Raw genomic sequence first — 20265 nt, forward strand, 5'->3', positions numbered from 1 at the left:
ATTATCCTGCGTTTATCCTTGGCTCCCCACCCCCGAGACAGGAGGGCTTGTCTGCCAATTTCAACACCCTACAGTGTAATTGATGCATCAAAACAACAATTTTATTGAATATACATCAACATATATTCATAAATTTTATGAATTATTTAGTATTTTATAATTTTATTAAAATTTTTAAAATTTAATAGCTTGGAAATGGCCGAGAATTATCAAGTTGACAATACCGACCTCAAGATCCTGGAAATACTCATGCAGGATGCCAAACGACCTTATACCGAGGTAGCCAAAAAGGTATTTGTATCGGGCGGAACGGTGCATGTTCGAATGAATAAGCTGGAAGAGGCTGGCATAGTAGAAAAGACAACACTCAAGGTAAACTATGCAAAACTCGGCTACGACATTACAGCATTTTTGGGTATCTTCCTGGAAAAGAGTGCGTTATATGACCGCGTTCTGGCCAAACTTAAATCCATTCCGGAGATTACAAACATTCATTACACAACCGGCAACTACAGCATGTTCTGTAAAATCCACTGCCGTGATACAAACCATTTGAAAGAGGTCCTCCACGACAAAATTCAGCAGGTTGATGGGATTGAGCGAACCGAGACCATGATAAGCCTGGAGGAAAGCCTGGACCGTAACTTGGACCTTGCCTGAATACAAACTTATCGGCATTTCGAACCAAAAACTGGCCTTTCTGTTATATCTTTGCGGATATTTAAAATTAGTCTAAATAGGCTGAAATGAGCAAAGACAATCAGGTTCTTGAAGAACTAACCTCTAAGGAATACGAGCATGGATGGACTTCCAACATCGAAATGGAGTCTGCGCCCAAAGGCTTAAATGAGGATATTGTCCGTTTTATTTCTGCTAAGAAAAATGAGCCCGAATGGCTTCTGGAATGGCGACTTAAGGCCTACCGTCACTGGCTAACCATGAAGGAGCCCACATGGCCAAACGTAAGCTATCCCAAAATCAACTATCAGGATGTAATTTATTATGCTGCTCCCAAGCAAAAGCCTAAAGTTAACAGCCTGGATGAGGTGGACCCTGAATTACTAAAGACCTTCGAAAAGCTTGGCATATCCTTAACCGAACAAAAAAGACTAACAGGCATTGCCGTTGATGCTGTGTTGGATAGTGTATCTGTGGCAACAACGTTTAAAGAAAAGCTGGGAGAACTCGGAATAATTTTCTGCTCATTCAGCGAAGCTGTAAAAGAACATCCTGAATTGATCAAAAAATATCTGGGCTCAGTAGTGCCCATGAACGACAATTACTTTGCAGCCTTGAACTCAGCTGTATTCAGCGATGGTTCATTCTGCTATATTCCAAAAGGCGTTCGATGCCCAATGGAACTCTCCACCTACTTCCGTATCAACGCAGCTAACACAGGTCAGTTTGAAAGAACATTAATCGTTGCCGATGAAGGTTCGTATGTCAGCTATCTCGAAGGTTGTACTGCCCCCCAGCGCGATGAAAATCAATTGCACGCTGCAGTGGTAGAAATTTACGCCATGAAGGATGCGCAGGTAAAATACTCCACGGTTCAAAACTGGTACCCGGGCGACAAAGAAGGCAAAGGCGGCATTTACAATTTTGTAACCAAGCGCGCACTTTGCTTTGGCGATCATTCAAAGGTATCATGGACTCAAGTGGAAACAGGATCATCCATTACCTGGAAGTATCCTTCCTGTGTTTTAAAAGGAGATTATTCTTCAGGCGAATTTTATTCAGTTGCTGTAACCAATAATTATCAGCAAGCCGACACCGGAACCAAAATGATTCACATCGGTAAGCACACCAAATCAAGAATCGTATCGAAAGGAATTTCCGCAGGACACTCACAAAACAGTTACCGCGGACAGGTGCATATTATGAAGCGCGCTGAAGGTGCCCGGAATTTTTCGCAATGCGATTCCTTGTTGATGGGTGATAAATGTGGCGCCCATACCTTTCCTTATATCGATGTAGAAAATAAATCCGCCAAGGTTGAGCATGAAGCAACCACTTCAAAAATTGGTGAGGATCAGATATTTTATTGTTTGCAACGCGGTATTGATGAAGAATCGGCCGTGGCCCTGATTGTAAATGGTTATGCAAAAGAAGTACTCAATCAACTGCCTATGGAGTTTGCGGTAGAAGCGCAGAAGCTTTTAGCGTTGACGTTGGAAGGGAGTGTTGGGTAATTAATTCAATATTCAAGATTCAAGATTCCGGATTCAAGATTCAAAATTAGATGGCCAAGATTAATACATTCGAAGATTTGGAAGTTTGGAAAAAAGCCAGTGAACTCTCAATAGCCATCTTTGAGCTCACTCAAATTGGGAGTTTTTCAAAGGATTACTCTTTGAAAGATCCAATTAATAAGACGACCGGATCAATCATGGATAATATAGCAGAAGGTTTTGACAGAGGTGGAAACAGGGAGTTCATTCAATTCCTTTCCATAGCCAAAGGTTCTGCTGCGGAAGTAAGATCACAACTCTATCGCGCGCTCGATCGGAACCATATTAATCCATCTGAATTTGAATTATTAAAAGAAAAAACGGTTGATGTGGGTAAACAACTATCGGGCTTCATGACTTATCTGAGTAAATCTGAAATGAAAGGTTCTAAATACGTTAGCGAACCGAGTGAAGACTATGGGTAAAATTTTGAATTTTAAATCATGAATTTTGAATAATCATATGTTGTCGATAAAAAATTTACACGCAAAGATTGAAGATAATCAGATACTAAATGGTTTAAACCTGGAAGTGAAAGCTGGTGAAGTGCATGCCATTATGGGCCCTAACGGTTCAGGCAAAAGCACGTTAGCATCTGTATTGGCTGGTCGTGAGGAGTTTGAAGTGACTGAGGGGATTGTTGATTACCTGGGCAAAAACCTACTTGAACTTGCACCGGAAGAACGCGCACGCGAAGGTGTTTTCTTAGCCTTTCAATACCCGGTTGAAATTCCAGGCGTGAGCACCATCAACTTTATGAAAACTGCTGTAAACCAGGTGCGTGAAGGTCGCGGACAAGCACCTTTGGATGCCGTCTCTTTCCTGAGCTTGATGAAAGAAAAAATGAAACTGGTTGAAATTGATCAATCCCTTTTAAACCGTTCGCTAAACGAAGGTTTCTCAGGTGGAGAAAAGAAACGCAATGAAATTTTTCAAATGGCCATGCTGGAACCAAAGCTTGCCATCTTAGATGAAACAGATTCAGGTCTTGACATTGACGCCTTGCGTATTGTGGCCAATGGCGTGAACAAACTTCGCGATAAGAACAAAGCAATTATTGTTGTAACCCATTATCAGCGACTGCTCGAATACATAGTTCCTGATTTTGTTCATGTACTGTACAAAGGAAAAATTGTAAAATCCGGAAACAAGGATCTTGCCTTAGAACTGGAGGCGAAAGGTTACGACTGGATTAAAGATGAAGTAGCTGTAGTGTAGACTGGTATGAGCACAACAACCGAAACAACTCCCCTTCTCGCTGATATTCTTGCCTCCATCAAACCTGAGGCAGGCTTAAGGGCTGATGCGCTTGCCATACTTGAACAACTCGGTCTGCCCGGTAATAAAAGCGAAGAATACAAGTTCACGCCTATAACCCGTTTGTTGGAGAAAAACTTTTCATTTGGTGAGACGAGTCGCGAAACCAATATTTCAAATATTGATGAATTTCTTATCCCCGACCTTGAAGGCAACACCCTGATATTTATAAACGGAGTCTTCTCAGAAGAACTTTCAACATATAATCACAAGGAGCTTCACATCAAACCAATTGATGGTAAAGAAAAAGGATTCGCTTCATTAGCAGATTTTAAATCCGATGCTTTGGTGGCCTGGAATACTGCAGCATGGACCAGTGGAATTTCACTCGATGTTTCTGCCAATACAGAAGTTCATAAGCCTGTTATCCTACATTACATTAATGACACTACGCAGGGTGATGCTAAATCCTTTACCCGAAACATTATACGATTGGGCAAGAGCAGTAAACTTACCGTTGTTGAAAAGCAGGATACCGTTGGAACACATGCCGGATTTTCTAATGTTGTTACCGAAGGCTTCGTAGAAGCGAATGCCGAGTTACATCTTTACAGTATCCATGCAGATGGCGGAAAGCGAATTCATTTTAGTCAAACCACCATCTGGCAAGATCGCGACAGCCGGGTAAACACATTCACCCTTACGCTGGATGGCAAGCTCATACGCAATAACCTGCAATTGATACTGGATGGTGAAGGCTGCGAGTCGCATATGAACGGATTGTATATTCTTCAGGGGGACACACTGGCGGATAATCACACCGTTGTTGATCACAGAAAGCCAAATGCCAACAGTAACGAATTGTACAAAGGCGTAATCGATGGTAATGGTAAGGGCGTGTTCAATGGAAAAATCTATGTTCGCCCCGATGCACAAAAGACCAATGCCTTTCAGTCGAACCGGAATATTTTACTTTCCGATAAAGCAACCGTAAACACCAAACCCCAACTTGAAATTTGGGCCGATGATGTAAAATGTTCACACGGCTGCACTACCGGCCAGTTAGATGAAGAGGCTATGTTCTACCTGCAAGCACGAGGAATTGATAAAGTAACCGCTCGTGCCATGATGTTATACGCGTTTGCAGGGGAAGTTTTAGAAAAGATCAGTTCTGAACCCTTGAGAAACTATTTCGATTCATTGATCAGCGAACGCCTTCATAAAAACTTTTAATTCCATGAATGCTCCTCTCACCGGTGTTTTGAATAGTACAAAAATACGGCAGCAATTTCCGGTACTTCACCAGCAGGTAAATGGAAAACCACTGGTGTATTTCGACAATGCCGCCACCAGTCAGAAGCCGGTAAGTGTAATAAATGCATTAGTGGATTACTATAAAGGCTATAACGCCAATATCCATCGTGGCATTCACACACTGGCCGAGAAAGCAACCAAAGCATTCGAAGATACCCGGCACTCAGCAAAAGCATTTATCAATGCCAGTTCCGAACAGGATATAGTATTTGTACGTGGCGTTACTGAAGCTGTCAACCTGGTAGCATCGACTTACGGAAGAGCATTTGTAAAAGCAGGTGATGACATTATTATTTCCGGACTGGAACATCATTCCAACATTGTTCCGTGGCAAATGCTCTGTGAAGAAAAACAGGCCTCACTAAAAGTTATTCCTGTTTTGAAAAATGGCGAATTGGATTTAGATGCTTTTAAAAAACTGCTATCCGCTACAACAAAAATTGTTTCGGTTAACCATGCATCCAACAGCTTGGGTACGATTAATCCGATTAAGGAAATCATTGATCTTGCCCATGAAACAGGTGCAGTGGTGTTGATTGATGGTGCACAAGCAGGCGCCCATCTTGAAATTGATGTACAGGCATTGAACTGCGATTTTTATTGCTTGTCGGCCCACAAGATGTACGGCCCAACAGGGGTTGGAATTCTTTACGGCAAAAAGGAACTACTGGAAAAGATGCCTCCCTACCAGGGCGGTGGTGAAATGATCAAAGAAGTAACCTATCAAAAAACTACGTACAGCGATTTGCCCTATAAGTTTGAAGCCGGCACACCCAATATTGCCGATGTGGTGGCTTTTAATTTTGCTTTGCAATTCATTAATGAATTAGGCAAAGAGAATATAGCAGCTCATGAGCATGAACTGCTCTCCTATGCTACTGAAAAAGTATCAGCGCTTAAGGGTGTAAAACTTATTGGCACTGCAAAAAACAAAGTAAGTGTGCTTTCTTTTCTTATTGATGGCATTCATCCATTCGACATCGGACAAATGCTGGATACCCGCGGAATTGCCGTTCGAACCGGACACCATTGCACACAACCGTTAATGGATCACTTTGGTGTTGAGGGAACCGTGCGGGCCTCCTTCGCAGTATATAATACAAAACAGGAAATTGATAGTTTGGTGGAAGGGCTGGACAGAATCATTAACTTCATGTCATCAAAATAACGCTATCATGAAAAACGAAGAGAAAATTATTGAGTTACTGGCCGAAATGGTCCGTGGACAAGATAGGCTTGTGGGAGAAGTATCCGAAATGAAGGAAGAGATAATAAGTGTCAAGGGAGAAATTCAACAAATGAATGTTGAAATCATGAAGCAGGGACTTCAGACCGCAGAAAACTCAAGAGCCATCCTTAAGCTAGCGGATGAAATTCGACTTGTTGCCGAACATGAAAAAAGAATTTCGAAGCTTGAACTGACAGTGTTTAAATAATGGCCACCATCACCACCATACAAGATGAAATAATCAGCGAGTTTGCCTTACTGGATGGCGACATGGAGATGACCGTGTTTTATCTGATGGAACTCGGGCAGAAATTACCACCCATGGATGAAGCAGATAAAACTGAAGACAATATTGTAAAAGGCTGCCAGTCGAAGGTGTGGTTAACGGCTGCGCTGGAGCATGAAAAAATTTATTTTGCAGCCGACAGCAATACGGCAATTACAAAAGGTCTGGTAAGCTTGTTGGTCAGAATATTCAACGGTCAGCATCCGGATGATATTCTGAATGCCGATTTATATTTTATGCATAAAATTGGCATGGAACGGTTTATCGGAACGCAACGTTCCAATGGTTTTGCCGCTATGATCAAGCAGATGAAATTGTATGCACTGGCGTTTAAAACCAAACAGGAAGCATGATTGAAACAACAAACGATAGCAAACCAAAAAACGAAATTGATATTCCAAACCTGAAGGAGAAAATCGTTCAGGCCATCAAAACGGTATACGACCCGGAAATACCGGTTGATGTTTACGAGCTCGGATTAATTTACGAAATCAACGTATATCCAATCAACAACGTTTATGTTTTAATGACGCTTACTTCTCCATCCTGCCCCTCGGCAGAAGTAATACCCGGAGAAGTAGAAATGAAGATTAAAGGTATCGAAGGTATTAACGATGTAAAAGTGGAAATCACCTTCGACCCACCTTATTCACAGGATATGATGAGCGAGGCTGCTAAACTGGAACTAGGCTTTATGTAACTATGTTCAATCAACAAATCACTAAATAAACAAATCAACAAATCATTAAAATATGTATCCCGAACCATTAGTAGCCCCCATGCGGGCCGATTTAACCACTGCAGGGTTTACTGAATTGAAAACCGCTGCAGATGTCGATAACCACTTAAAAGACCATAAAGGAACCACCCTGCTTGTAATTAACAGCGTTTGTGGCTGCGCAGCAGGCGCTGCACGGCCAGGTGTGCGTTGGGCTATTGAACAGTCCACCAAGAAACCTGATCACCTGACTACCGTGTTTGCCGGTGTAGATAAGGAAGCTGTGGCAAAGGCAAGAGAATACACACTGCCCTATCCACCATCTTCTCCATCTATTGCCTTATTTAAAGACGGTGAGTTGGTTCACTTTGTTGAACGTCATCATATTGAAGGGCGCAATGCACAAATGATCGGCAATCATTTGTTGGAAGTGTTTGAAGAGTATTGTTAATTATTGCACTATACGAAGCAAAAAGGCAGCCCAAGGTTGCCTTTTGTTTTTTTACAGATATTGGCTCATCACTGAGAAGGCAAGTTCCTCCAGTCCACTCTTGCTTTCCAAAAGTGCTTTTTCTTTTCCAATAAATTCTGTAAGAGAATCAACTCGTTCTACACCCAGCGATTTCCACGCTGCTTCGCCTATTTCGTTTTGTCCGCATACAACGTATACTTTCTTCCCAGACTTCTTTGCGCGTCTAACCACCCCGTCCACTACTTTGCCCTGTAAGGATTGCTGATCAAACTTTCCTTCACCAGTAATCACAACATCAGCCCAGGCAATTGCCTCATTAAAGCTGGTTAGTTCAAATACCACGTCTATTCCACGTTTAAGCTCAGCGCCAAACAGCGCATATGCCCCACCCGCAAAACCACCCCCGGCACCTGCACCCGGTATTGCTTGAACATCAATCCCAAATTGTTCATTAAAAAACACGGCAATTTGCCGCAACCCATAATCCAATCTGATAACGTCAGCAGGTGAAGCACCCTTTTGAGGCGCATAAACAAAAGCAGCACCATGTTCACCATAAAACGGATTGGTTACATCGCAGATGGCGGTCAGCAAAACTTGCTCCAGTCGTGGATGAACATTACTTCGGTCAATGCGTACAATTTTTGCAAGTGATTCCCCATCAGGGCTTACACGATTGCCAGCCGAATCAAAAAATTGAAACCCCAAAGCCTCCGCTGCACCCAAAGCAGCATCGTTGGTAGCGCTGCCACCAATCCCGATTATAATTTGTTCAGCACCCTTGCTCAGCGCATGGCTGATTAACTCTCCCGTTCCGTAAGAACTGGATTTTAATGGATTGTGCTCCTCCAGTTTTAATAACATCAACCCACTCGACTTTGCCATTTCAATAAAGGCTGTTTTACCATCTTTCGACAGCGCATAAACAGCTTTTATCTTTCGCATGAGCGGATCATGAACCTCCACTTCAATAAGTACACCCTGTTGGTGATAAAGAAAAATATCCAATGTGCCATCGCCCCCATCGGCCAACGGAAATTTTCGAATCCTAAATTCTTTTCCTGATTTGTTTAATCCCGCTTCAATGGCATTGCACACCTGCGAGGCCGTTAGTGTACCTTTGAATTTATCAGGGGCAATCAGGATGTTCATACCACGATGAGATAAAGAAGTAAAACCATAAGTAATGCAGTTACCCCTTGAATAAGAGACATTATGGTAATGCCACGATAGGCAGTACTCAGATCGAACCCGCTGAACTGCGACACCACCCAGAAGTAGGAATCATTGGCATGTGAAACGGCCATTGATCCCGCCCCAATGGCCAGCACCAACAACGATAATTCTATCGGGTCACTAAACCCTGCCTCTATGGTAAGTGGTGCCATTAACGCGCTCACAATGACAATGGCGCTTGTACTGGAGCCTTGTGCCGTTTTAAACAGTGAACTGATCAAAAATCCAATGAACAAAAAACCCATACCGGAAAGTGTTTGATCCTTTGCCCATGCGCTGATCATATCGGCTATCGGACTGGCTTTCAACACCGCCCCCAATGCCCCGCCACATCCGGTCAATACCAATATTGGCCCTGCCTGACGAATTCCTTTTTCAATCCACACCCTGGATTGCTTTTGTGATTGAAAGAAAATAAGTGCCAATGAAACTGTAAGTAACAAAGCTATCATGGGGTTGCCGGCAAATCGAAGAATAGTAAAAATGAAACTATCTCCTTTATACAACAGTTCCAATAGTGAAGCTGTAGCAATAAGGACAACGGGTAATGCCAGTAGCAACAAAGATTTATACAGGGAACCTTGAATCGGCCGAGCTTCTGTTTGATGTGTGGTGATTTCAAAATGTAAATATTTACCAATACGCCTGGCGTAATAGTGAGCAACAAACACCACCGGAATGGAAATCACTATACCCAATAATATAATAAGCCCCAGGGAACTGCTTACACCCAGGTTACCAGCAGCTGCTACCGGTCCGGGCGTGGGCGGTACTAATGTATGTGTTGTATATAACCCACCTGACAAACTCAAGGTCATGGCAGGTAATGGAATTTTTGCAGCTGCAGAAATGGATTTAGCAAGACTTACTAGTATGATAAATCCCGAATCGCAGAAAACAGGAATGCCTAATATCATCCCCAGAAAAGAAATGCCCAGCGAAGGATTACCTCTGGCTTGTTTTTGTAAAGCATTGCCTAAGCGCTGAACGGAGCCTGATTCTTCCAGTACTGTTCCCAGGATGCTGCCGAGTACAACAATGAGTCCGATGGCTCCAAGCAATGTGCCAAAGCCTGAACCCATTGCAGAAACTAGTTGAAGAAGTGGAATGCCGGCAAGCAAACCAAAACCAATAGCAGCCACTACTAAGCTTAAAAACGGATGCCATTTAAGATAGCTGCCCGAAAGAATAATGAAGCCGATGGTAAGAAGCAATAGTAAAACATAATAGTATTCACTCATGAATGTGGCGATAAAGCGTTTCTATACTTTTGTCTGTATAGTTTGCATGTATTCGGTAGGACTGCAGCCATATGCTTTTTTAAAACATTTGCTAAAATAGGTAACATCCTGAAAACCGACCTCATAGGAAATTTCTGCAACCCTCAGATTATTCTGCTGAAGTAATTGTTCAGCTCTTTGCAAACGGTAATTACGAATGAAGTCAGCCGGCCCCTGACCTGTTAATGCTTTAATTTTTCGAAATAGGTGAACGCGACTCAATCCTAATTCCTGCCTAATGTATTCAACCGAAAGATTTTCACTGCTGATATTTAATTCCACGGTTTTTATAAACTTTTCCATAAGCTTTTCATCGTGGCTGGTGACCTTAATCGCTTCTGGAACAAACCTGTTTGTTTTATGATAAAGCTCATGAACGCGCTTGCGATTAGTAAGAATGTTTGCCATGCGCAGTTCCAATTCTCGCATAATAAAGGGCTTTGCAACATAATCGTCCGCGCCTTCTGCTAAACCTGTCAACCGATCGGTATCTGTTCCTTTGGCTGTGAGTAAAATAACTGGAATATGGCTGAGCGTAATGTCCGACTTCACTTGCCGACACAACTCAATTCCATCCATTTCATCCATCATTACATCACTAACAATGAGTTGCGGACCGAATTTCTTTGCCCTGTGTAACCCACTCTCACCATTGCGTGCTGTAATTACTTCATAATGCTTTTGTAACTGTGTCTTTAAATAGAGCCTCAGCTCTTTATTATCTTCTACCACCAGTATCCGTACCTTATCAAGTTCGGCAGCTGTATTCTCCTGGCGTTGTTCCGATAAGTAGACTTGATAAGCTACCGGCAGTGGTCGAGTACTGGTGTTCTCAATTGTAACCTCAGCCGGTTCACTCAGTCGGGTAAAGGGAAGTCGAATCGTAAAAGTCGTTCCTTCACCCAGAGTACTGCTTACTTGAATCTGTCCCTCCATTAAATCCACCAATGACTTGGCCAAGGATAAGCCGATTCCTGATCCCCTATTTTTTCCATCTTTATAAAAGCGTTCAAAGATTTTTTCTAAATCATCGGCAGGTATACCGCGTCCGGTATCCGACACCCGAATAACATACCAGGTCTTATCGGAGGTCTCACGCATGCGCACATGAATCTGAATAAGCCCTCCGTCATCTGTAAATTTGAATGCGTTAGAAAGCAAGTTGAATAAGATTTTCTCCAGCTTATCAACATCTACCGGATATAAGTACCTATCCTTGATCGGCTTAAACACCAAACTAATATTGCGGTGGTCAGCCAGTCCCTGAAATGAACCGACTACATGACTCACAATAGTAATAATAGAAACCGGTTTGGTTTCCAACGCTGCATGTCCTGCTTCCACCTGGTGCATTTCCAATACCTGATCAATCAGCAACAGCATCCTGCGACAATTGTAATACATCGTCCTAAGCTGTTTCTTAATCCACGGACTACCCTCTTCTGACTGCAGTAGTTCATCCAGTGGATTTACAATGAGTGTAAGTGGTGTACGGAACTCATGGGATACATCCGTAAAGTACTGCAACTTCAGACCGTGCAGCTCCTGCATACGTTCTTTGTCTTTTTGTTCCCACTTCAATTCGTGTTTGAGATGAGCACTTTTGATGGCATTATAGCGGATCAACAAAAAACCTCCTACAATGATAATCGCATAACCTGTGTATGCCCACCAGGTCTTCCATGGTGGTGGCAGTACGTGGATACGTAACTTTACGGGTTGCTCATTCCAAACCCCATCGTTATTCGAACCTTTTACAAATAATGTGTAAGAACCATCGCGTAGGTTAGTGTATGTTATGCTCCTTCGGTTACCAGCCTCACGCCACTCAGTATCAAAACCCTCCAAAAAATATTGATATTGATTTTTAGAGGAGCGCAGGAAATTCAGTGCGGCAAACTCCACCGTAAAAACCGTGTGATGCCAATCGAGTCTTAATGTAGGCTCCACCACCACCTCACTTTGTAATATTCCGCTTCCATCGTTGGGACGAACAGACTTATTATATAACAGAATATCCGTAAAGACCACCGGAGGCACAAACTCATTGCGTTGAATACGGGACGGATCAAACAAAATATAGCCGTTGCTGCCACCTATTAAAAATTTGCCTGAGTGCATCCGATAGAATGCCCCCTCGTTCATTTCAAGCAAGGGCAACCCCGAAACATTGGAGTAATTGGTAAATTGTCCTGTTACTGAATTATAATGCGATAAACCGTTGATTGCGGAAAACCATAGCTGCTCTTGATCATCTGCTAATGTGCCCAACACCAGGTTATTCAATAATCCCTCAGCTACCGTGAGCTGTGTGAATTTCAATTGTTCACGGTCGTACATCAGCACACCTTCTCCCAGCGATCCTGCTATAATAGTATTTTGCACACCCATTATGGAAGTAAATTCGTTCGTAGGCAATCCATGCGTTAGCCTGGTAAAGTGTTTAACAATTCCATGTGCCTCATTAAAAACAATAACGCCACTACCACGGGTAGCGAGCCAAAGGTTGTTTTGCTCATCTATCCAAATATCTTTTACAGGAGACGAACCAATGACTGCCATTAATTCTTCCCGGTAACCAAAGGAAGAAAATTCATTTTTCTTTAGGTCAAACTTCTGAAGTCCCCCCAAATCATCTGTCCCCAACCATAGAATATTTCCACCAGGCACAATGCAATTCACAATAGAGCGCGAAAGATTTTTAAATTCTTCCTGATTAGCCGGATAACGGGTAACATTACAGTTGCGGGGATTTATTTTATTTAATCCCCCCCGAAATATACCGGCCCAAACCTGGCCATGATCATCAACTGTCAACGCTTTAACAGTATTACCGCTGAGGGTGTTTGCCTTGTCCGGATCATGTTGCAAGTGAATATGTTCATCAGTCGAAAGATTACGGATGGAAATACCACCGCGCTCCGTACCAATCCACACCCTACCCTCGTGGTCTTCCGTAAACGCACCCACTACATCATAACTCAGCGAATTACTATTCGTGGGTATATGGAAGAAATGTTCAAACCTTTGATTATCACGATCAAAAATATGAACACCCCCGAAGTAAGTACCAATCCACACGCTTCCTTTACGATCGACATGCAAGGAACGTATGGAATTATGTCGTAAGCCATCAGGTACTCCTTCTTCGGTACGCATGGTACGGATAGCTTCCTGATTTTTTAACACAACAGATAAGCCATCAAAGGTTCCTACCCAAATATTGCCGTTTGAATCGCACTGCAAGGCACGAATATTATTATTCACTAAAGGCAGTTCTTTGCTTTGGCTGTGGTAATGCTTTGATATGTTACCTGATAAAAAAAATAATCCTTTACCATATGTGCCGATCCATATGTTACCCGAAAGATCCTCAGCCATCGCTTCAATTCGATTGGAGCCGCTTATTTCAGGAGAAGACACAAGCGTAGGTTGCCGGAAGTCTGTCCGGTTAGGTGCCAACACGAATAAACCGTGGCGAGCCGTGCCTACCCATAAGTTATTTTTTGAATCAGAGAAAAGTGATGTAATGGAATGACCTGCAAACGAAGTTTGAAATTTCTCCAGCCGGATAATGGATTGACTCTGCCGATCAAACTTCATTAACCCGTGGGGAGTACCCAGCCAAACCTCATTTTTTTTATCTACTACTACTTTTCGCACTTCTCCTTCGAGGGTTGCTGGAACGGGCACTATAAATGAAGAAAAGAAACCCTGCGCCCTATGGTAGCAACTCAGGCCCTGATCAGTCGCTATCCATATATTTCCTTCAGCATCCTCCGCCAGACTATTAATGTAATTCCCGCCAATAGAAGTAGAATCATTCCGGTTGTTACGAAAAACTGTAAATTGATAGGCATCATAAAGGTTTAGACCATCGCGTGTACCTAACCACATGAAACCTTTGGTGTCTTGCAGCAAACTCAGTACACTGCTCTGTGAAAGACCTTGTTCTACCGAAAGGTGATCCAGCTTTATTCTCGCTTTTTGCAACACGTTCTCCTGAGCCACAAGGCACAGTGGAATTAATAGCCAATTAAACAAGTAGAAGACCTTCGTACTCATATGAGATAAAACTAAACACACCTTATTGAAAAGACGAAATATAGGTGAGTTGCCCTGTAGAAACCGCAATTTTATATTAATAGCTTCTTCATAATTTAATAATCTACTATATTTGATCAGCTTTCACTGATTTTGTTAACGCAAGGTTTTCCTCTCCTTACGGGAGTGTCCCGTCAAGCTTTAAACACTTGACACCATGCGTGCAATTTGTATTTTAATTTTTACGCTTTTTACTTTTGCCGTATCTTCGCAGAACGGCAGGTTTGTTTCGTCAATCAATTCCTCCTGGGAATTTCACCGGGGAGAAGTGGCAAATGCACATTCAACAGATCCCCTGACGGATGCCTGGAAAGTAATCAACCTTCCCCACTCCTGGAACGACAAAGATGTAACGGCCGATGGAGAGCGTGGATACTACCGGGGCCCAGGATGGTACCGGAAATCCGTATTCATTTCCGGAGACAACTCAAAAAAGTACTTTCTTCATTTTGAAGGAGCCAACCAGAAGACAACGGTATACGTCAACGGCCAAAAGGTAGGTGAGCATGTGGGTGGATATTCTGCATTTACTTTCGAAATCACATCTGTTATTAAACGCAACTCATACAATCTCATAGAGGTAAAGGTTGATAACAGTCATAACTCGCTCATACCACCGCTCTCAGCGGATTTTACTTTTTTTGGAGGTATTTATCGCGATGTATTCCTGGTAGAAACCGATCACACACATTTTGCCATGGATGATTTCGGTTCATCCGGCATCTTTATTACCACACCTGTTGTCACCGAAAATACAGGTCTTGTTCAGGTAAAGGGTACCTTTATGTATGCTCCCGAAAAATCTAAGAATCTGCGCATCCGTTCCACAATAACAACCAAGGAAGGAAGAGAAATTTCAAGGTTTGAACAAAAACTTAACGCGAAAGCAGGTAAGAATTCTTTTAGCATAAAATCACCCTTGTTAACATCTATTGAGCCATGGTCACCCCAAAAGCCAAACTTGTACTACTTGACCGTTCAGTTGGTAGATGACGGAAAAGTGCGGGATGAACTTACACAACCTTTAGGTTTTCGTTCCTTCTCATTCGATCCTGTTAATGGATTTTTTCTTAACGGAAAGCCTTTGAAATTGATTGGCGCCAACCGGCATCAGGATATGTATGGTGCAGGAAATGCCCTAAGTGATGAGCGTCATCGCGCTGATCTTCAACTCTTGAAAGATATGGGTGCTAACTTCATTCGACTCGCCCATTACCCGCAAGATCCTGCAGTGCTTCGAGCGGCCGATGAACTTGGTATTCTTGTATGGGAAGAAACACCCCTGGTTAATGAAATCACATTGGATGAATGTCATCATAAGAATTCAGAAGTGATGTTGCTTGAAATGATTCGTCAGCACTACAACCACCCCTCCGTAATTTTATGGGGATACATGAATGAAATCTATTGGGCACATCGTTTCCTGCCGCAGGAAAAAGTTGAAGCACATACAAAAGAGACGGTAAGACTCGCTAAAACACTTGAAAAAATTGCACGTGAAGAAGACCCTACCCGCTACACAGCGATGGCCATGCACAACTATCCATTGTACGAAGAATCAGGAATTGATAGTATTCCCCAAGTAGCCGGATGGAATTTATATCACGGTTGGTATTATGATGAGCTTGAAGACTTTGGAAAATTTATGGATCGGCAGCATGCCAAATATCCCAACCGCCCCCATATCATCAGTGAATATGGAGCCGGTGCAGATAACCGGTTGCATTCGTTACAGTCTGAAAAATTTGACTTCTCAGCTGAATTTCAAAAGCGCTTTCATGAAAGCTTTTTAAAACAAATACTGGAACGACCTTTTATTGCTGGTGCAGCCGTTTGGAACCTGATTGATTTTAGTTCTGAACGAAGGATTGATGCCACCCCGCATTTAAATAATAAGGGATTAGCCACGTACGATCGAACACCCAAGGATGCCTATTATTTATATCAGGCCGCATTGCGAAAAGATCCAATATTAAAAATTGCTGAGCGCGGGTGGACACATCGCACGGATTATCCCCCGGCTGCAAATGAAACTGCAGGGCAATACCCGATTCAGGTCTACACTAATCTTGCCGAAGTGGAATTGCTCCTTAATGGGCAATCGCTGGGCAAAAAGAAAGCAGAGGACTATCAGGTAACCTTTGATGTGACATTGCTGCCAGGCCAAAACACTATTGAAGTCCGTGGTGAAAACCATGCTATGGATTTTGTAACGATCTCCTTCCAGCCGCTACCTTGGAACCTGAAAGAAGGCTTTACAGTGCTGGCAGTCAATGCCGGAAGTAATTGTGACTATACGGAAGAAATTTCAGGGCAAATCTGGGTAAAAGATAAATCATATAGCAAAGGTAGCTGGGGATATTTAGAGGGCAAACCTTTGTACGTAGCTAATAAAATTGGATCGAAAGAAGATATACTGACTATTGATGATGATCCGCTCTACCAAACCATGCGTGTGGGAAGTAGAGGCTATCGATTTGATGTCAGTCCTGGACGTTATGAGGTGGAACTATTATTTACCGATCCTTACCCGGTATCACGAAGATTTGTTGACGGTGCCGAATCGCCCGATCACCCGGGTGACCTCCGTGTTTTTGATGTGCTCATCAACAACCGACTGGTGCTGCCCTCTTTAGATTTACTGAAGCACCAAGGCTATAATTATCCGTTGCGTGAAAAATTCATCATACAGGTACTGGATGAAAATGGCTTGTCGGTTACATTCCAATCCCAAAAAGGAGAAACAATAATAAGCGGAATCAAGCTGACCTACCTGGGTCGATGATCAAGGCTGTACTATATAGCGATACAGTGCAAAAGTTCGGGGTTTGGGCAACGAAAAAGTAAGTGATCCGCTGGTAGTTGTTTTGCCTGAAAAATTTTTTCCATTTCCGGCCACATGTTCAAGTCTAACTTTCTTGTTAGGTGGTAGATGTGTCTTCATAGCCTTAGCAGATACTTCATTGAACTCTCTGAAAACAAGGAAGTAACCTTCATTCCTACCCATCGATTGAAAGCCTGTCCACTGTGAGCCATCAGGTTCCTCACCGATAGGTAAAATTATACCACTATGAATTTTGAACCGATGTTCCTCAAAACGCTTTAACAAATCCGAAACATCAAAGGCCTCTTTCGGTAAATTGGTTGCCTCCAGCCAGGCCAGGGGCTGAGCCATCAAGGTTATCGCTACCAAATAATCAAAGGTATAGTTGGCCGGAGCTAATAGATCATTAACGGGGTACTTCGATAGGTTACGCCACTTATTTAAAAACTCCACTTGAAGTTTTTCTGGCGGTACATAACGGGATAACTGCCAAAGGTTACGCAAGGTCCAGTGCGGATAGTAGTTACCCCAGTCAGTATAACGATTCTCTAAAAAAATATTTCCGAACTCAGTAAAGTAATGGTAGCCCAAACGTTTACCAGCCGTAACATCGAAATTAAAAATCACGCGGCCTTCCGTATTGTGTTTAACCCTTTCAAACAGTTTTCGTAGATTTTCTTCTGCCCTTTTATCAGTTAATTCAATTCCATCGATCTTAAAAACATAAATTCCCCATTGCCGGTGCAAGTCAATAAGTATATCGGCATCACGCTGCCACTGAGCATAGCTGTTGACCTTAGATGGATTGAACCACAAACCTATTTCAATTTTCAATTCGTTGGCTTTCGTCATCACAGGTGCCAGACCCCTGGGAAAACGTTCTGGATGTGGTTGCCAGCTTTCAATTGTCCAATCGTCCCACATCAAACCTTGCTTATTCGCAGAGTTACGAGAAAGCCCTGCCTGCCAGCCATCATCTAACTGTACATGTGTAATGCCAAGACGCTTTGCCTTTTCCAGTTCCGCCAGTACAAAAGATTCACTCATACGACTATCGCGCCCACGGTCCCCCCAAGTGTTCATCAGAATCATTTCGTCCTGCGGGCTTCCTTTTGTCTTTTGATAGCTGCGAAGAGAAGATAAAACAGAAACCTGATCAGCGTCAGCCACACCAATTACAAACCCATAGGTGGTTGTCCAATCGGCCTGAAGATCGTTTGAGTCCATTCCTAAACCGGTGATGTTAATACGGTCTTGTCCGATAACAAAATCAAAACCCGGGTAGGCTTGCTGAGCAAAACCAAGCGGTGATTCCTTCAGGATAAAGAAAGATCGTTTACTCTCCACATCATCTACCAACACAATATTTCCCGGTAACACTATGGGTTTGCGATAGGGAGTAATTTCCTGCTCTCTTACCAAATTATTATGATGATCGGTAGCATCTTGAAAAGCAATTACCCGCGACTTATAATGCTTTCCTTTAAGAGACACAGAACCGAGGCGTGGGGATTGCTCCATGGATGTAGTAAACGTATTGTCCTCAATCATGTCCTGATGCTGCAAAGGTGGAATCATCCAGTGGGCTGAACTGCTGCCTTTCACTCGATAATAGGTGGCAATGGCAGGTACCTCCGGGTGAACTTCAAAAATTCGTTGAATTACCAGCGCGTGAAGATGCTGTGTAATGGTAATGCGCAAATATTCAGTAGTATGTGAAAAACGCTTGACAACTTCTGCCCGCCAGTTAGCTGAGTCGGGCGGTGGAATATCTTTAAGAAAAAAATCAGGAACCGCATCGATAAACACCTCAACAAATTCATTGGATAGATTAGTGAGCTTCTCTAAAATTATGTTGCCGCCATTCCACCGAAAGGTCTGCTTAATTTTACTGTTTCCAATTTCTAACGTCCCCTGCTCGAGTGTAACGTAGCAATCCTTAAAGGTGCTTTGCTGAGCCATCAGCAACAACGACATCATGAGAAATACCATCGTTAGTAATTTGTCTTTCATTTATTACTTCTTTGAAGGGATAAACGTGTCCACCACTTTATTAGCCTTGCCTTTTCGCTTCACGATTTCAAAACCATCTACTATTTCACCATTAACTCCTTTGGACACAAAAGAAATTTTATTCTTCGTGACTGATAATAGTTGATAGAGTTGCTTGTTTTCAACCGAGCGTTTCATCCACATGGAATTTTTAGCCAGCTCATACATTTTTGACCCGGCCACCGAGACAACATACACTGTACCGGAGGCATCTTTAGAAACTTTCGGGCTATTCGTGTCAGTGCCACGGGCATATGTATGATCGTGCCCTTGCAAGACCAAGTCTACTTTATACTGATCAAATAACGGTTTCCAGAATTTTACAATGCCATCGTTTTCTCTGCCTTCGGCAGCCGAATAAATAGGGTGGTGAAATGTGATCACTGTCCACGGTTGCTGATTTTCTTTTAGAACTTTCGCTAGCCAAACAGCCTGTGCCTCCAGTTCTTTATTTGAATTGAGACTAATGATTCGCATGCCCGGATAATCCACATAGTAGGTTTGGTCTTCCAACCTTTCCGGGTTATTTGCCGGATAGTTAAATTGGGGTTGCCAGAATTTTGACAGCGACACCTTCTCACCCTGTTCGTTTTTGATATACTCATGATTACCCACGGTGGCCACCACAGGAATGCTGGCATGTATAAAATTACCGGCAGCAAACCACTCTCCCCATTGCTCGTCATCATCGGCATGATTAATGAGATCACCGGCATGTATTATAAACGCTGCTTTGGGATCATCGGCATAAGCCGCACGAATGACCCGCGACCAATTGGAAAAAATTTTATTCTGAGCATCGCCAAGGTAAATAAATGAAAACGGTTCGAAGACAGGTGGTGCCGTTTTAAACTGGATCCATTCGCTCCACGTTTTTCCATCACCCACACGGTAAGCATACAATGTGGCAGGTGTTAACCCTGTAAAGTTTACACTATGATACCTAAGTGTATCCTCACCGATAAATACTAAATCGGATGTCGCATCTATCTTATGCTTAACCTGATCAAAATCAGGGTGTGCCGTGGCCTGTGTAATTTCTGCTTTGGCAGGGAGGTGTGTTGCCGCACGCCAGGTAACGGTGGCAGTCGTAGCCGGATCGCCTTGCCAGGTAAGAATTATCCGCTCCGGCTTCCGTTGTCCAAACAGGTGTGTAGTTGCTGCAAAAACAACAAAAACGAATACCCCAACCAGGGAAAATTGCTTCATCATCAAAAAGGGTAATTTATGAAATTGCCCAGGTCCAAGCCCGGGCAATTATCA

General features: G+C 42.9%; 16 protein-coding genes. 11 read left to right on the forward strand and 5 right to left on the reverse strand.

Going from position 1 to position 20265, the window contains the following annotated elements:
* Nucleotides 1-195: 195 nt before the first annotated feature.
* From KIT51_11240 to KIT51_11285, 10 genes are all read left to right on the forward strand, one after another.
* On the forward strand, nt 196-660 hold the full coding sequence (locus KIT51_11240; GenBank protein UYN85460.1) for an Lrp/AsnC ligand binding domain-containing protein: 465 nt from the start codon (nt 196-198) through the stop codon (nt 658-660).
* An 86-nt stretch (nt 661-746) separates the two neighbouring features.
* Nucleotides 747-2192, forward strand: a complete 1446-nt coding sequence (sufB, locus tag KIT51_11245; protein UYN85461.1) for a Fe-S cluster assembly protein SufB — start codon at nt 747-749, stop codon at nt 2190-2192.
* Nucleotides 2193-2242: 50 nt separating this feature from the next.
* Entirely contained in the window at nt 2243-2656 is a 414-nt protein-coding gene (locus tag KIT51_11250; GenBank protein UYN85462.1) for a four helix bundle protein, read from the forward strand.
* Between the two features lie 37 nt (nt 2657-2693).
* Nucleotides 2694-3449, forward strand: a complete 756-nt coding sequence (sufC, locus tag KIT51_11255) for a Fe-S cluster assembly ATPase SufC (GenBank protein UYN88568.1) — start codon at nt 2694-2696, stop codon at nt 3447-3449.
* A 6-nt stretch (nt 3450-3455) separates the two neighbouring features.
* Nucleotides 3456-4721 carry a Fe-S cluster assembly protein SufD gene (gene sufD, locus KIT51_11260; GenBank protein ID UYN85463.1) on the forward strand — a complete coding sequence of 422 codons (1266 nt, stop codon included), beginning with the start codon at nt 3456-3458 and terminating at the stop codon, nt 4719-4721.
* Nucleotides 4722-4749: 28 nt separating this feature from the next.
* Nucleotides 4750-5970 (forward strand): cysteine desulfurase, encoded by a 1221-nt coding sequence (locus KIT51_11265; GenBank protein ID UYN88569.1) that lies wholly within the window; start codon nt 4750-4752, stop codon nt 5968-5970.
* Nucleotides 5971-5977: 7 nt separating this feature from the next.
* Entirely contained in the window at nt 5978-6238 is a 261-nt protein-coding gene (locus tag KIT51_11270; GenBank protein UYN85464.1) for a hypothetical protein, read from the forward strand.
* A complete protein-coding gene (locus tag KIT51_11275; GenBank protein UYN85465.1) occupies nt 6238-6669 on the forward strand; it encodes a SufE family protein in 432 nt (143 codons plus the stop codon). Before KIT51_11270 ends, KIT51_11275 begins: the two co-directional genes overlap by 1 nt.
* Nucleotides 6666-7016 (forward strand): DUF59 domain-containing protein, encoded by a 351-nt coding sequence (locus KIT51_11280; GenBank protein ID UYN85466.1) that lies wholly within the window; start codon nt 6666-6668, stop codon nt 7014-7016. The genes KIT51_11275 and KIT51_11280 overlap by 4 nt, the downstream gene beginning before the upstream one ends.
* Before the next feature lie 52 nt (nt 7017-7068).
* Nucleotides 7069-7485, forward strand: coding sequence for a BrxA/BrxB family bacilliredoxin (locus tag KIT51_11285; protein UYN85467.1), 417 nt, complete (start codon nt 7069-7071; stop codon nt 7483-7485).
* Between the two features lie 51 nt (nt 7486-7536).
* Here KIT51_11285 and KIT51_11290 read toward each other — a convergent pair whose 3' ends face one another.
* From KIT51_11290 to KIT51_11300, 3 genes are read right to left on the reverse strand one after another with little or no spacing between them, the layout of a single operon-like run.
* Complete coding sequence (locus tag KIT51_11290; GenBank protein UYN85468.1) at nt 7537-8658, reverse strand: glycerate kinase; 1122 nt, start codon at nt 8656-8658, stop codon at nt 7537-7539.
* The gene (locus KIT51_11295) at nt 8655-9983 is read right to left on the reverse strand and encodes a GntP family permease (protein UYN85469.1); all 1329 of its coding nucleotides are present in this window, start codon (nt 9981-9983) and stop codon (nt 8655-8657) included. Before KIT51_11295 ends, KIT51_11290 begins: the two co-directional genes overlap by 4 nt.
* 21 nt (nt 9984-10004) lie before the next feature.
* Entirely contained in the window at nt 10005-14087 is a 4083-nt protein-coding gene (locus tag KIT51_11300) for a response regulator (GenBank protein ID UYN85470.1), read from the reverse strand.
* A gap of 196 nt (nt 14088-14283) precedes the next feature.
* Here KIT51_11300 and KIT51_11305 point away from each other — a divergent pair, with 196 nt between their 5' ends.
* Nucleotides 14284-16911 carry a DUF4982 domain-containing protein gene (locus tag KIT51_11305; GenBank protein ID UYN85471.1) on the forward strand — a complete coding sequence of 876 codons (2628 nt, stop codon included), beginning with the start codon at nt 14284-14286 and terminating at the stop codon, nt 16909-16911.
* Here KIT51_11305 and KIT51_11310 read toward each other — a convergent pair whose 3' ends face one another.
* Both KIT51_11310 and KIT51_11315 read right to left on the reverse strand, forming a co-directional pair.
* On the reverse strand, nt 16912-18963 hold the full coding sequence (locus KIT51_11310) for an alpha-galactosidase (GenBank protein UYN85472.1): 2052 nt from the start codon (nt 18961-18963) through the stop codon (nt 16912-16914).
* 3 nt (nt 18964-18966) lie between these two features.
* Complete coding sequence (locus KIT51_11315; protein ID UYN85473.1) at nt 18967-20214, reverse strand: metallophosphoesterase family protein; 1248 nt, start codon at nt 20212-20214, stop codon at nt 18967-18969.
* Nucleotides 20215-20265 lie beyond the last annotated feature (51 nt).

The organism is Cyclobacteriaceae bacterium (genome assembly GCA_025808415.1).
Classification (GTDB): domain Bacteria; phylum Bacteroidota; class Bacteroidia; order Cytophagales; family Cyclobacteriaceae; genus UBA2336.

Coding starts and splice junctions, on each gene's coding strand:
- KIT51_11270 (UYN85464.1), top strand. CDS start 5,978: ATGAAAAACGAAGAGAAAATTATTGAGTTACTGGCCGAAATGGTCCGT.
- KIT51_11305 (UYN85471.1), top strand. CDS start 14,284: ATGCGTGCAATTTGTATTTTAATTTTTACGCTTTTTACTTTTGCCGTA.
- sufC (UYN88568.1), top strand. CDS start 2,694: ATGTTGTCGATAAAAAATTTACACGCAAAGATTGAAGATAATCAGATA.
- KIT51_11295 (UYN85469.1), bottom strand. CDS start 9,983: ATGAGTGAATACTATTATGTTTTACTATTGCTTCTTACCATCGGCTTC.
- sufB (UYN85461.1), top strand. CDS start 747: ATGAGCAAAGACAATCAGGTTCTTGAAGAACTAACCTCTAAGGAATAC.
- KIT51_11290 (UYN85468.1), bottom strand. CDS start 8,658: ATGAACATCCTGATTGCCCCTGATAAATTCAAAGGTACACTAACGGCC.
- KIT51_11300 (UYN85470.1), bottom strand. CDS start 14,087: ATGAGTACGAAGGTCTTCTACTTGTTTAATTGGCTATTAATTCCACTG.
- sufD (UYN85463.1), top strand. CDS start 3,456: ATGAGCACAACAACCGAAACAACTCCCCTTCTCGCTGATATTCTTGCC.
- KIT51_11310 (UYN85472.1), bottom strand. CDS start 18,963: ATGAAAGACAAATTACTAACGATGGTATTTCTCATGATGTCGTTGTTG.
- KIT51_11250 (UYN85462.1), top strand. CDS start 2,243: ATGGCCAAGATTAATACATTCGAAGATTTGGAAGTTTGGAAAAAAGCC.
- KIT51_11240 (UYN85460.1), top strand. CDS start 196: ATGGCCGAGAATTATCAAGTTGACAATACCGACCTCAAGATCCTGGAA.
- KIT51_11280 (UYN85466.1), top strand. CDS start 6,666: ATGATTGAAACAACAAACGATAGCAAACCAAAAAACGAAATTGATATT.
- KIT51_11275 (UYN85465.1), top strand. CDS start 6,238: ATGGCCACCATCACCACCATACAAGATGAAATAATCAGCGAGTTTGCC.
- KIT51_11285 (UYN85467.1), top strand. CDS start 7,069: ATGTATCCCGAACCATTAGTAGCCCCCATGCGGGCCGATTTAACCACT.
- KIT51_11315 (UYN85473.1), bottom strand. CDS start 20,214: ATGATGAAGCAATTTTCCCTGGTTGGGGTATTCGTTTTTGTTGTTTTT.